The following is a 12,751-nucleotide window of genomic DNA, read 5'->3' as shown; positions in this document are numbered from 1 at the left end:
ACCGACTCGGAACGGCCCTTGTCAAGCGGGCCCCACTCGTGTGACGGCCCGGCTGACCGCCCGGTGCCGGCGCACGGACGCTGGCAGGGGCGCCCCCGACGCGCCACAATGGGGCGATGGACCCGGTGACGGCGCTCGAGGAGATCGCGTTCCTGCTCGAACGCGATCGCGCGTCGGCGTTCAAGTCGAAGGCGTTCCGGCGCGCAGCCGGGGTGATCCGGCCGCTCGGTGCCGACGACATCGCGGCCCGCGTCGCCGATGGCCGCCTGCAGCGCACGAAGGGCATCGGCGACACGACGTTCACCGTCATCGCGCAGGCCGCGGGCGGCGCAGTGCCCGACTACCTCGCGGATCTCCGAGCGCGCGCCGGGCTCTCACCCGAGGGCGAGCACACGGGCCTCCGGGCCCGGCTCCGCGGCGACCTGCACAGCCACACCGACTGGTCCGACGGCACCACGAGCCTCAAGACCATGGCCCGCGCGGCCGAGTCGCTCGGGCTCGAGTACCTCGCGGTCACCGACCACTCGCCGAGCCTCCGCATCGCCAACGGCCTCAGCATCGAGCGGCTCACCGCCCAGCAGCAGGCGATCACCGACGTGCAGGCCGAGGTCGGCGGCATCCGCCTGCTTCGCGGCATCGAGGTCGACATCCTGCTCGACGGGGCTCTCGACCAGACGCCCGAGATGCTGGGCCGCCTCGACGTCGTGGTCGCGAGCGTGCACTCGAAGCTCCGCACCGAGGCGCCCGAGATGACGAAGCGGATGCTGCGCGCCATCGCCGACCCGCACACGAACGTGCTCGGGCACTGCACCGGCCGGCTCGTCGAAGGCTCGCGCGGCACTCGGCCCCAGTCGACGTTCGACGCCCACGCGGTCTTCGAGGCCTGCGCCGAGCACGGGGTCGCCGTCGAGATCAACTCGCGGCCCGAGCGGCAGGACCCGCCCGACGAGCTCATCGCGATCGCCCTCGAGGCCGGCTGCCTGTTCTCGATCGACAGCGACTCCCATGCCCCGGGGCACCTGACGTTCCTCGAGCTCGGGGCAGCGCGCGCCGAGGCGAACGGCGTGCCCGCCGAGCGCATCGTCACGACGTGGCCCGTCGACCGGCTGCTCGAGTGGAGCCGCGATCGCTCTGCGTGAACGGAGGCGCCGGCACCCTCGAACCGCGACAGAATGTCGGAATGACCGAAGTCGCGCTACGGAGGGGACGGAATGAGCAACTGGACGACTGAAGAGATCGAGCGCGTCGGCGACGCCGACGAACTGCAGATCGCGTCGCATCGTGCCGACGGATCGCTCCGGCCGTACGTGACCATCTGGGTCGTGCGGGTCGGCGACGAGGTGTTCGTGCGCTCGGCCTACGGCCCCGGAAACCCGTGGTTCCGCCGGGCTCAGCTGAGCGGCTCCGGTCGAATCCGTGCCGGCGGGGTCGAACGTGACGTCACCTTCAGCGAGCCGTCAGCCGACGTGCACGAGGCCGTCGACGCGGCGTACCACGCGAAGTACGACCGCTACGGAGCGCAGATCGTCGGCACCGTCGTCGGGCCGCAGGTCGTCGCGACCACGCTCCGGCTGGATCCGGTCGGCGACTGAGGCATCCGGTCGGGCACTGAGGCATCCGGTCGGCTACGGATGCTTCGGTGGCGGATGATGCGTGCCGCGGTGGATCTCGTACAGGCGCGCGTGGCCGGGCGAGCCGGGGTCGTCGACGATCGGCTTGTCGGCCATGAACAGCCGGATCAGGTGGGCGAGCTCGCCCGAGTGGCTGAAGTTGATGGCGTGCGCCGCGCCCTCGATCTTGACGAGCAGCACATGGTTGTCGGTCGCCGCAGCGACCTCCTGCACCCGGCTGGCACCCGGCATCAGCGGATCGCGCTCGCCGATCACGACGAGCGTCGGAACATGGAGTTCGAGCAGGCGTTCGAGCGTGGGGTACTGCGTGAGCGCCCGGAACATCTTGAAGGTGCTGGGCACCCCGAACCGGAAGTAGTCGGGCACGGCGACCTTCATCATGCGCGCGGGCTCACGTCGGCCGTCGCGGGTGAGCTGGCCGACCGCTCGGCGAAGCGGCTGGTTGTAGAGCCCGCCCGCTGGTGAGACGAGCACCGTGCGCTCGAGTCGCTCGGGATAGTGATGCGCGAACTCGAGGATGACGGGGCATCCCATCGAATTGCCGACGAGGGTGACCTTCTCGATGCCGCGGTCGTCGAGGAAGCGCGCCGCCGCGTGCGCGAGGTCGGGCACGTCGAGCGCGTCGCCCGCCTTGCCGCTGCGGCCGAAGCCGGGCAGGTCGGGCACCAGGGTGTGGAACTGATCGGCGAGACGCTCGGCGGTCGGCAGCAGGTACCGACCCGAGAGGCCGAAGCCGTGCAGGTGCATCATCGCCGGGGCATCCGGTGGCACCGGTGACTCGCGGTAGAACAGGTCGATGCCGTCGACCGTCGTCCATCGCTCGGCCAGACTCGACTCCGGTCGCCGCGGAGGGCGCCGGGGCGTCGGTTTCCTCCCCATGCGTCGATCATGCTCGTCGCCCGAAGGGACGTCAACGTGACGATGGACGGGCGCGGCAGTTCACCCAGATCGCGTGAGAGGCCGAATCGGGGGACGCCATACAGTCGGAAGATCGCGCGCGACGACATTTCGTGCGACACCCGACCGGAGCGAACGGGATGGATCGGGGGACGAAACGTCGCCGCGCGCACGAGCACGTGGGTGCCTGCGGGCATGCCTCGTCAGACTCGTCGCGGGGGCGGCGAGGACATCCAGGTCGAAGGGGAACCGATGTCACGATTCGCTGCGGAACAGAACACGTCATGGCTTTCTTCGCGTTCGGCACTCATCGTCGTGTTCGCGACGGTGATCAGCCTGATCGCGGTGCTCGTGCTCGCGCCACAGGCGGCGTTCGCCGGCCCGGGAAGCCTGGTGGCCGGCGTGGCCTGGGCTGACACGAATCGTGACGGGGTGAAGGATGCCGGCGAGCCGGTCCAGTCCGGGGTCACGGTGGAGCTCGTCACCTCGCCTGGCGGGGCAGTGGTGGCCACGACGACCACGAGCGCGGCCGGCGCGTATTCCTTCGCGGCCGTCGCGGACGGCGACTACACCGCGCGGGTCACTGCGCCAGGAGCGTTCGTCTTCCCCGCGACGGCGACGGGGGCGAACGACTTCGTCCGCGCCGGCCAGCCGGCGGCCGGCCAACCCGAGCGGGGCGTTTCCGCGCCGTTCACGATCGCGGGTGCCACCCAGGTGACCGGCCTGGATGCCGGCCTGCAGCCGATCGCGAATCTCGTTCTGCAGAAGCTGCCCTTGGCCGAGGCCTGCGACACGTTCGCGCTGACCGGGACCCCGCCGTTCGATGCCACCGACGAGGCCGGCAAGGACACCGGCACGAGCAACTGCATCGTGCGCACCGAGAACACCGTCATGCAGCAGTACGCGGTGTCGCTGACCGGCCTGCCCAGCGGGGCATCGGTGCCGAATGTGATCATCGAGTTCACCATCGCCTCGCCAGACGGCGCGAAGCTGAAGTTGGTGGGCCCGGGCGTCGACGGCATGCCCGCCGGATGCCTCGACGCTTCGAACGGAGCCAATCCCCCCTCGTCGCGCACACTCAACCCCGACGGGTCGATCACCGTGCGCTGCAACTTCGGCACGATGTCGTCCAACGTCGGGGCGTTGCAGGTCTCGTACCAGTTCGCAGGCGACACACCCATTCCGTCGCACGCGAGCATCTCGGCGCGTGCGTACGCGGCCGGCGGGCAAGCAGCTGCTTCGAACCTGGTGCAGGGGCCGGTGGTCGAGGTCACCGGAACGGCGCAGTGGGACCTGAAGAAGACGGTGTACACCGGCAATGGCACGTTCAGCACGGGCCCGTCCTTCATCACCCGCGCCATCGGCGGAGCGCAGGTCTCGGGCTACATCATGCGGTACCAGTTCACCGTCACCGATCTGCTGGCCGGAGCCGGCGGCAGCGACCTGGTGTGGCCGGCGTCGTTCACCGACGTGATGCCGGAATTCCCGAATGCGCGGATCGACGCGTGCCGCCCGACGTTCGCCCCGTGGGACCCGGTAGGCGGAACGTCGGCGTGGACGCTCACGTGCCCCCCGGTGACGGAGGTGCAGGGCGCTGATGGATGGAACCTCAGCATCAAGCCGAACACCGCTGCCGCTGCCGACAGCGGCGTGGGGAACATGGTGATGGACGTGTTCATCCCCCTGGACGACATGAACCGGGCGATCGACCCGACCTGGCAGCCGGGCCAGCCGACCCCTGCCGGGAGCTTCGACTTCGACAACCGGGCGCAGGACACCGATACCTGGCACCTCAACGGCGGTGAGCTGAACTACGGCGACGGCCACGAGCCGGGCTGGGACGGCACCGGCAACAACCTCGCCGTTCGCCAGTCCACGGCGGCGCCAGCGCAGTGGGACCTGCTCAAGTACTTCGGTGGCAACCTCGTGTTCAGCACGGAGACGGTCGCAGGCGTGCCGACCGACGGCTACTTCATGGACTACATGTTCAGAGTCACCGACCTCGCCGGCCCTGAGAACGTGGCTCCTTGGCTGGACCTTCCCGTCACGTTCAAGGACCGACTCGTCAGCCACCCCGGCGCGATGCTTCTGAGTTGCCGTGACCTGCAGCCCGACGCCAACGTCGCCAGCGTGGTCTGCCCGACGAACCAGGTTCAGCCGGCCGACGGCTGGACGATTTCGGCGACGCCGAATCGGCGAGGCTTCGAGGGCCGGCGGATGGACTTCATCGCACGGATCTTCATTCCGCTCGCCGAGATGCCGGGCGACCCGTGCACGAGCAATGTCACGATCGACCTTCGCAACGAGGCGGTCGGTTCGCAGGACTGGACGGTCGCCGGGCAGCCCAACAACCCCACCGGACTGAATGGCGCACAGCCCGGCTACGAGCCCGGTTGGAACGGCACGACAGCGACCGGGAACAACGTCGACGTTCGCAGCGTGCGGCCGGCCGCCGGCCAGTGCGGCTCGCTCGCCGGCAACAAGCAGTTCGTCGAGAACGGGCACGATGTCGGTGGGCAGGCGAGCTTCGGCGGCGACACCGTGCTGTCGTTCGTCTCGCTGAGCGCGAACAACAACCGGGTGAAGGTCGACGATCTGCGGATGTGCGACGTGTTCGACGTTTCGGTGTTCCAGATTGCGACCACTCCGACGATGGGAACCTACCCGTCGGGCGTCAACGTCAACCCCGCGGATTACGTGATCGAGTACGCGGTCGGTCCCAATCAAGTGAACACGCAGACCGGTCCGCGCGTGAACGGGCTCTACCCCATCGACTCGTCGTCGATCAGAACCGCGGCTGCGGACTGTCGTGACGACGCGGGCCCGTGGTCGACCGATCCGGCGGCCGACTTCGGCGCGGACTGGAAGGACAGCGTCAACATGGTGCGGGTCCGCCCGACCGACCCTGCTCACGTGGAGACCGGACCGTTCGCGGCTCACCTGGTCTTCAACCTGCAGACCCGCACCTTCTACAACGGCGGCCCGAACGCGGGAGAGGCGATCCCCTCGGGTGTTCGCCTGACGAACGTCGGCGGCTGGCCGACGGGTGCGACCGGTGCCGACTGGGGCACGGTGGCGCGCGAGATGATCTTCGCGGGCATGCTGCTCGGCGTGGAGAAGACGGTGCCGCAGGCGACGTACCTTCCGGGTGCCTCGGTGGTGTGGGATCTGAACACCTTGATCAGCCGCACAACCATGGGCGCGACTCTGCGCAATCTGCGAGTGGTCGACACCGTGCCCGTCGGGCTGAATTTCGATCTGGCGTGCACGCAGAACCTGTTGCCCGCCGGGGTGACGGTGAACTACGACTCGCAGACGCGGAAAGCGACCTTCACCGTCGGTGACGTGCCCATCACGACGGCACCGCAGCACAACGTCGGCCTGCTGAAGATCTGCACGACCGTGGACACGCTGGCACAGCCCGGCGAGCCCTACGTCAACACGGTGCAGGCCATGGCCGACAACGCCGAGAATCAGCCGACGGCGCAGGCGACCATCACCATCGTCGGATCAGGGCAGCTCGGTATCACCAAGAGCGTCGACAAGCCGTTCGTGGCCTCGGGCGAGACGTACACCTGGACGGTCGACTGGGGGAACACCTCGACGGAGATCGCGTTCCAGGCACCGGACATCATCGACGTGCTTCCCTGGAATGGCGACGGCGACGCGGCATCCGGATCGGCACGAACGCAATACGAGTCCGACTACACCGGACTGGTGCAGCTGAACGGCCCGCTCGAGGCACCCATCTATGTGCGTGGAGGCACCGGAGTCGGCAATGACGTGGCGGGAACCTGGTACTACTCGACGGCGGATCCGTCGACGCTGAACCACGATGCGCGGCACGCCACCAATGCCGACCCGGTGGCGCCCGGTGGACTCTGGCAGACGGCGGCCGAGATCGCCGACTTCGACGACGTGACCGCGGTGCGGTTCGTGTCCACCGCGCCCCTCCCGCAGGCGTCGCGCGTGCGCTCGGTGATTCCCATGGTGTCGACCAGCAACGCCCTCGACAACGTGTACGTGAACAAGGCCATGATCTTCTCCGCCACCTTCCCCGACCAGCCGCTCCTCTCCACCGAGCCGTATGTGCTGATGCCCGGATTCACCCTGGGAGATCTGGTGTGGGCCGACCTCAATGGCAACGGCAAGCTGGATGCCACCGAGCACGGTGTACCCGGTGTGACGGTGCAGGTGAAGGATGCGGACGGCGATGTCGTCGCGACCGTCGTCACCGATGCGGCCGGCCGCTGGTCGGCAGCCCCGCTGCCCGCGGGCACGTACACCGTGCACCTCCCCGCGGCGATGTTCGCCGCGGGGGGCCCGCTGGCGGACTACGTGGTGCGGACGGTCGGCTCGGGCAGCGCTCCGGCATCGAACGAAAGCGCCGACAACAACAACACCGCGTCCGCCGATCCGGCCGTGACCGGCTTGACGAGCACGCCGGTCACCATGGAATACACCTACGACGGTGACAACCTGGTCGGCGGCAACGGCCCCGCGGGTGACGACGTGGCCGGGCTCGCCGGCGAGATCATCCCCGACTCGTTCACCACCTTCACGGTCGACCTCGCCGTCATGCCGGCACCCGCGGTCGACATCGAGAAGGCGACCAACGGTCAGGACGCCGACATCTCGGCCGGCCCGAACGTCACGGTCGGCGGCGCGGTGCGCTGGACCTACGTGGTCACGAATACCGGCGGCGTGGACCTCACGAACGTGACGGTCACCGACGACCTGGTCGCGGCGGCCGACATCGACTGCGACGGCACCGGCGGCAACGTCGTCGCCGGGCCGTTGGCTCCGGATGCCTCGTTCACCTGTGTGGCGACCGGCACGGCGACCGCGGGGCAGTACGAGAACCTCGGCACGGTCACCGGCCTCGACCCGACGCAGGTCGAGGTCTCCGATGACGATCCGTCGCACTACTTCGGGGTGACGCCGACGATCGACATCGAGAAGGCGACCAACGGTCAGGACGCCGATGAGCCGACCGGCCCGAACGTCACGGTCGGAGGCGCGGTGCGCTGGACCTATGTCGTGACGAACACGGGCAACGCACCGCTGGCGAACGTGACCGTCACCGACGACCTCGTGGCCGCCGCCGACATCGACTGCGACGGCACCGGCGGCAATGTCATCGCGGGCCCGTTGGCACCGGATGACTCGTTCACCTGTGTCGCGACCGGCACCGCAACCGCGGGGCAGTACGAGAACACCGGCACCGTCACCGGCATTGGTCCGGCGACGACCGACGTCGACGGCAACCCCGTCGCGGGGGCGACGGTGACCGATGTGGATCTGTCGCACTACCTCGGCATCCAACCGGCCGTCGACATCGAGAAGGCCACCAACGGTCAGGACGCCGATGAGGCGCCCGGGCCGAGCGTGGCTGCAGGCGGTGAGGTGCGCTGGACGTACGTGGTGACGAACACCGGCGACGCACCGTTGACCGACGTGACCGTGACCGACGACGTGGTCGCTGCGGCCGACATCGACTGCGCCACCACCGGCGGCAACGTCATCGCCGGGCCCCTTGCGCCGGGCGCGAGCTTCACATGCGTCGCCACCGGCACCGCGGTCGAGGGGCAGTACGCGAACCTCGGCACCGTCAGCGGCACCGGTCCGGAGACCACCGACGTCGACGGCGATGCCGTCACGGGGGCGACGGTGACCGATGCGGATCCGTCGCACTACTTCGGTGTGCAGTCCTCGGTCGACATCGAGAAGGCCACCAACGGTGAGGACGCCGATGAGGCGCCCGGCCCGAACGTCACTGTGGGTGGTGCGGTGGAGTGGGCCTACGTCGTCACGAACACCGGCAACGTGCCGTTGACGAACGTCACGGTGACCGACGACCAGGTGGCTGCGGCCGGCATCGACTGCGACGCTTCCGGCGCCAATGTCATCGCCGGGCCTCTCGCGCCGGGTGCGAGCTTCACCTGCATCGCCACGGGCACCGCGACCGCGGGCCAGTACGCGAACCTCGGCACGGTCGTGGCCACCGGCCCCGAGACGACCGACGTCGACGGCGAGACCGTCGAGGGGGTGACGGTCGACGACGACGACTGGTCGCACTACTTCGGCGGTGTGCTGGCCGTCGCGGCTCCGCCGGTCGCGGCTCCGCCCGTGAGCACCGGCATCGCCCGAACAGGCTGGGACGCCGGCATCCTGCCGATCGCTGCCGGTGCGATCGTGCTCGGCGGCCTGGTGCTCATGATGCTGGCCCGTGGCCGCCGGCGAGGCGGCTCGGCAGACTGACGCCGAGATCCAAGGGAAACAGGAAAGCCCTCGGCGAACCGGGGGCTTTCCTGTTGTTGTGATGGTGGCTCCGACGGGCGTCGATCCCGTGACCTCACGATTTTCAGTCGTGCGCTCTACCAACTGAGCTACAGAGCCTCGAAGTGACGCATCACCCCGAATAAGGAGAAAGCCCCTTCTCTCGTAAGGGAAAGGGCTTGTCGCCTGAGCGACCCTGACGGGACTTGAACCCGCGACCTCCGCCGTGACAGGGCGGCACGCTAACCAACTGCGCTACAGGGCCTCGTGATGCCTTTCGGCACCGAGCTATTCAATTGTACGTGCTGGTCGTGCAGTGACCCCAACGGGATTCGAACCCGTGCTGCCGCCGTGAAAGGGCGGTGTCCTAGGCCACTAAACGATGGGGCCGGAGGGCGTTACCTGGGTCACGCCCGCCGACAGCCAAGCATACGTGCACTCGGCGCAGATGGCAAAACGAGGGTCGCGGATGCCTCGGCGCCCGCCACGCGGCATCCGTAGACATGCGCTCCAAATGCCCGGAATGCGCCGGCCTCCCGCATATCGTGGGGCTGCCAGTGCCCGAACCGAGAGTTGAGGAGCGCGGGGACCCGAGCCCGCGTGGACGGGGAAAGATGTACCGCACCACAGACCGAACGCCCGAAGGCCACGCTCGAACGAGCCCGGCTGCCGGGGGAGCCCGGGGCGTCGGCCGACCGCGAACGATGCGGCGTCTGATCGCCGTCGTCGCGATCCTCGCCGCGGCGCTCGTGGTGCCGATCGTCGCTCCGCCGCAGACCGCGTTCGCCGCGACGTACCCGACCTGGGACGAACTGCAGGCCGCGAAGGCCAACACCGCAGCCGGTGCCGCGGCGGTCGAGCAGGTCACGGCGCTCATCGTGGAACTCGAGGCGAACGTCGAGTTCACCCGGGCCGAGGCCGAGAAGCGCACCGACGAACTCTTCGTCGCCCAGCAGAAGTACGACGAGGCCGTCATCAGGGCCGACCAGATCCAGGCGCAGGCCGATGCGTCGGCAGCCGAGGCGCAGACCGCCGAGACGAATGCCGGGCAAGTCGCGGCGCAGCTCTACCGGTCCGGCGGCAGCGACGTCGGCGTGAACCTCTTCCTCGACGCCGGTGACGCGCGGGCGACCGATGCCCTGCTCTCCAAGCTCGGCAACATGGAGAAGATGGTCGAGCGCACCTCGAGCATCTACGACCGTGCGCAGGAGAAGAAGAACACGGCCGTGGCGCTGAGCGGCCAGGCCGAGGTCGCGCAGGCCGAACGCGAGAAGCTGCGCATCGCCGCAGAGGCAGCCCTCGTCGCGGCGCAGGAGGCGCAGGCGGCAGCAGAGGCCGCGCTCGCCGAGTCGCAGGCGAAGAAGATCGAGCTCGACGCCCAGCTCGCGTTCCTGAAGGACACCGAAGCGAAGACGGCCGCCGCCTATCAGGAGGGTGAGCGGATCCGCCAGGAAGAGGAACGGAAGCGGCGCGAAGAGGCCGCGCGCTCCGGTTCACCGGGGGGCGTGGCGACCTCGGGATGGGCAAAGCCCGCCCACGGCCGCATTACTGGCGACTTCGGCCCGCGATCGCCGATCTGCTCGGGCGGCGGGTGCTCCGGCTCCTTCCACTACGCCGTCGATCTCGGCACCGGTTGCTCTTCGCCCATCTACGCGGCGAACAGCGGCATGGTGACCTTCTCGGGCTATTCGGGCACGTACGGCAACTTCATCAAGATCGACCACGGCGGCGGAATCTCGACCGGCTACGCGCACATCCGCGACGGCGGCCGCTTCGTCGGCGCAGGCGCGTGGGTCGACGCCGGACAGAACATCGCATCGAGCGGCACCACCGGCGCCTCCGACGGATGTCACCTGCATTTCGAGGTCTACAGCGGCGGCAGCCGCATCGACCCGCAGCCGTTCATGGCCGATCGGGGGATCTACTTTGGCTGAGAATCGCACCAGGCCCGTGTCGCGCGTGAAGCCCGCGACCGTCTTCTCGGCGGTCGCCGTCGGCGCCGTCACCGCGTCGGTCGTCGCGGGCGGCGCACCGGCCATGGCCGAGCCCGACTATCCATCGTGGAGCGAGATCGAGCAGGCCAAGGGCAACGAGGCCACGAAGCAGGCCGAGATCGCGCGCGTCGGCGAGCTGCTCGCGGGCCTGCAGCAGGTGGCGGATGCTGCGGTGCAGGCGTCGCAGATGGCGGCCGAGTCGTATCGCATCGCCGTCGACCAGCGCGATCGAGCGGCCGAACGGGAGACCGCGCTCGCCCAGCAGGCCGATGAGGCCGATGCCGTGGCGGAGATCTCGAAGATGCGTGCCGGCCTGCTCGCCGCCCACCTCGCCAAGACCGCGGGCAACGACCTGACCTCTGAACTCGTCTTCGGCGGTGAGGACACCGACGGACTGCTGAAGCAGCTCGGCATGGCGTCCAAGCTCGGCGAGCAGTCGCAGGCCGTCTACGAGCAGGCGGTCGCCGATCGCAACACGGCCGACGCGCTGCGCGGGCAGGCCGCGGAGGCCGCAGCCGAACGCACCCGACTCGCGGCGCTCGCCGAGGCGAAGGCCAACGAGGCGCACGCCGCCGCGGAGTCCGCGATGGCGGCCGTGACCGTGCAGGAGCAGCGCTCGGCCGAGCTCTACGCGCAGCTCGCGACGCTCAAGGACACGACGGCCGAGCTCGAGCGCGAGCGGGTCGAAGGGCAGGCACGCGAGGCCGCCCAGGCCGCGCTCGAAGCGAGCCGGCCGGCCGCACCGGCACCGGCACCGCCGGCCGGCGGCGGAGGTGGCGGCGGCGGGAACAGCGGCGGCGGCACACCCGCCCCGAACCCCGACCCGGCGCCACCGAACGCGAGCGCCGTGGAGACGGCGATCTGGTTCGCGAGCCAGCAGCTCGGCGAGCGATACGGGCTCGGCGGCGCCGGCCCCGACGTCTGGGACTGCTCGGGCCTCACCCGAGCGGCCTACGCCGCGGCGGGCATCGGCATCGGCACGCACTCGGCGACGAACCAGTACCACACGCTCGCGGGGCGCGGGAAGGCCGTCTCCCTCGGCAGCGTGCAGCGCGGCGACCTGCTCTTCTGGGGTTCGTCCGGCAACTACTACCACGTCGCGATCTACCTCGGCGGCGGACGCATCCTCGAGGCCCCCGACTACGGCAAGCCCGTGCGCGAGTGGCCGATCTGGGGCAGCCCCTCGGCCGCGGCGCGCCCCGCAGGCTGATCGGCACCAGACGCACCGAAGGGGCGGGCCACTCGGCCCGCCCCTTCGGCGTACGGATGTCGCGAGCTCGCGACATCCGCTTCGTTCATGCCCGGCTCAGTGGCCGGGGAACGCCTCGATCGCCTTCTGGATCAGCGACTCGGCCTCGGCCGCGTTCGCCCAGCCCTCGGTCTTGACCCATTTGCCGGGCTCGAGGTCCTTGTAGTGCTCGAAGAAGTGCTCGATCTCCTTGCGCGTGAACTCGGGGATGTCCTCGACGTCCTGGATGTGGTTCCAGCGGGGGTCGCCGGCCGGCACCGCGATGACCTTGGCGTCGCCGCCGCCGTCGTCGGTCATGTGGAAGACGCCCACGGGGCGCACCTTCACGCCCACGCCCGGGAAGAGCGGGAAGTCGAGCAGCACGAGCACGTCCAGCGGGTCGCCGTCGTCGCCCAGGGTGCTCTCGAAGAATCCGTAGTCGGTCGGGTAGACGAACGTCGTGTAGAGCACGCGGTCGAGGAAGACCCGGCCGGTCTCGTGGTCGACCTCGTACTTGTTGCGGCTCCCCTTGGGGATCTCGATGATGGCGGCGTACTCGCCCATGCTGGTTCTCCTTGTGTTGGAAGGCGCTTCTCGAAGCTTGGCCCGCGGGCCGACCCGTTCGGAATCGGGCGCGATCGGCGGAATAAGGTTATCTCTCGACGTCTGCCCGGCACGAATGACGTGCGACGCCGCGACGGCCGCGACACCGACGGCCGCCG

Annotated in this window: 7 protein-coding genes and 3 tRNA genes; 5 read left to right on the top strand and 5 right to left on the bottom strand. The window is 69.4% G+C overall.

The window, feature by feature from the left end:
• Positions 1-116 precede the first annotated feature (116 nt).
• On the top strand, positions 117-1,139 hold the full coding sequence (locus tag VPH61_RS16665; RefSeq protein WP_332064633.1) for a PHP domain-containing protein: 1,023 nt from the start codon (positions 117-119) through the stop codon (positions 1,137-1,139).
• Between the two features lie 72 nt (positions 1,140-1,211).
• Positions 1,212-1,592: a DUF2255 family protein gene (locus tag VPH61_RS16660; protein ID WP_332064632.1), complete on the top strand. Its 381-nt coding sequence runs from the start codon at positions 1,212-1,214 to the stop codon at positions 1,590-1,592.
• Positions 1,593-1,625: 33 nt separating this feature from the next.
• On the opposite strand, the gene VPH61_RS16655 is transcribed toward VPH61_RS16660, so the two are convergent.
• Positions 1,626-2,510, bottom strand: a complete 885-nt coding sequence (locus tag VPH61_RS16655; RefSeq protein ID WP_332064631.1) for an alpha/beta fold hydrolase — start codon at positions 2,508-2,510, stop codon at positions 1,626-1,628.
• Between the two features lie 270 nt (positions 2,511-2,780).
• Here VPH61_RS16655 and VPH61_RS16650 point away from each other — a divergent pair, with 270 nt between their 5' ends.
• Positions 2,781-8,789, top strand: a complete 6,009-nt coding sequence (locus VPH61_RS16650) for a DUF7507 domain-containing protein (protein ID WP_332064630.1) — start codon at positions 2,781-2,783, stop codon at positions 8,787-8,789.
• A gap of 62 nt (positions 8,790-8,851) precedes the next feature.
• On the opposite strand, the gene VPH61_RS16645 is transcribed toward VPH61_RS16650, so the two are convergent.
• The 3 genes from VPH61_RS16645 to VPH61_RS16635 all read right to left on the bottom strand — a co-directional run bounded on the left by VPH61_RS16645 (position 8,852) and on the right by VPH61_RS16635 (position 9,197).
• Positions 8,852-8,927 (bottom strand) — tRNA-Phe (locus VPH61_RS16645).
• A gap of 71 nt (positions 8,928-8,998) precedes the next feature.
• Positions 8,999-9,072, bottom strand: a tRNA-Asp gene (locus VPH61_RS16640).
• A 52-nt stretch (positions 9,073-9,124) separates the two neighbouring features.
• Positions 9,125-9,197 (bottom strand) — tRNA-Glu (locus tag VPH61_RS16635).
• Between the two features lie 314 nt (positions 9,198-9,511).
• On the opposite strand from VPH61_RS16635, the gene VPH61_RS16630 reads away from it, so the two are divergent.
• Positions 9,512-10,741: a M23 family metallopeptidase gene (locus VPH61_RS16630; RefSeq protein ID WP_332064629.1), complete on the top strand. Its 1,230-nt coding sequence runs from the start codon at positions 9,512-9,514 to the stop codon at positions 10,739-10,741.
• A 16-nt stretch (positions 10,742-10,757) separates the two neighbouring features.
• Positions 10,758-12,011, top strand: coding sequence for a C40 family peptidase (locus VPH61_RS16625; RefSeq protein WP_332064628.1), 1,254 nt, complete (start codon positions 10,758-10,760; stop codon positions 12,009-12,011).
• Positions 12,012-12,107: 96 nt separating this feature from the next.
• Here the strand turns inward: VPH61_RS16625 and ppa are convergent, their stop codons facing one another.
• Complete coding sequence (gene ppa, locus VPH61_RS16620; protein WP_332064627.1) at positions 12,108-12,593, bottom strand: inorganic diphosphatase; 486 nt, start codon at positions 12,591-12,593, stop codon at positions 12,108-12,110.
• Positions 12,594-12,751: the final 158 nt, after the last annotated feature.

This window comes from Agromyces sp. CCNWLW203 (assembly GCF_036576125.1).
Lineage (GTDB): Bacteria > Actinomycetota > Actinomycetes > Actinomycetales > Microbacteriaceae > Agromyces.
The sequence above is the reverse complement of the archived record's forward strand: the minus strand, read 5'-3'. Positions and strand labels throughout refer to the sequence as shown.

Excerpts from the sequence above, each read along its gene's own strand:
- VPH61_RS16665 (WP_332064633.1), top strand. The coding sequence starts at position 117 with ATGGACCCGGTGACGGCGCTCGAGGAGATCGCGTTCCTGCTCGAACGC.
- VPH61_RS16660 (WP_332064632.1), top strand. The coding sequence starts at position 1,212 with ATGAGCAACTGGACGACTGAAGAGATCGAGCGCGTCGGCGACGCCGAC.
- VPH61_RS16655 (WP_332064631.1), bottom strand. The coding sequence starts at position 2,510 with ATGGGGAGGAAACCGACGCCCCGGCGCCCTCCGCGGCGACCGGAGTCG.
- VPH61_RS16650 (WP_332064630.1), top strand. The coding sequence starts at position 2,781 with ATGTCACGATTCGCTGCGGAACAGAACACGTCATGGCTTTCTTCGCGT.
- VPH61_RS16630 (WP_332064629.1), top strand. The coding sequence starts at position 9,512 with ATGCGGCGTCTGATCGCCGTCGTCGCGATCCTCGCCGCGGCGCTCGTG.
- ppa (WP_332064627.1), bottom strand. The coding sequence starts at position 12,593 with ATGGGCGAGTACGCCGCCATCATCGAGATCCCCAAGGGGAGCCGCAAC.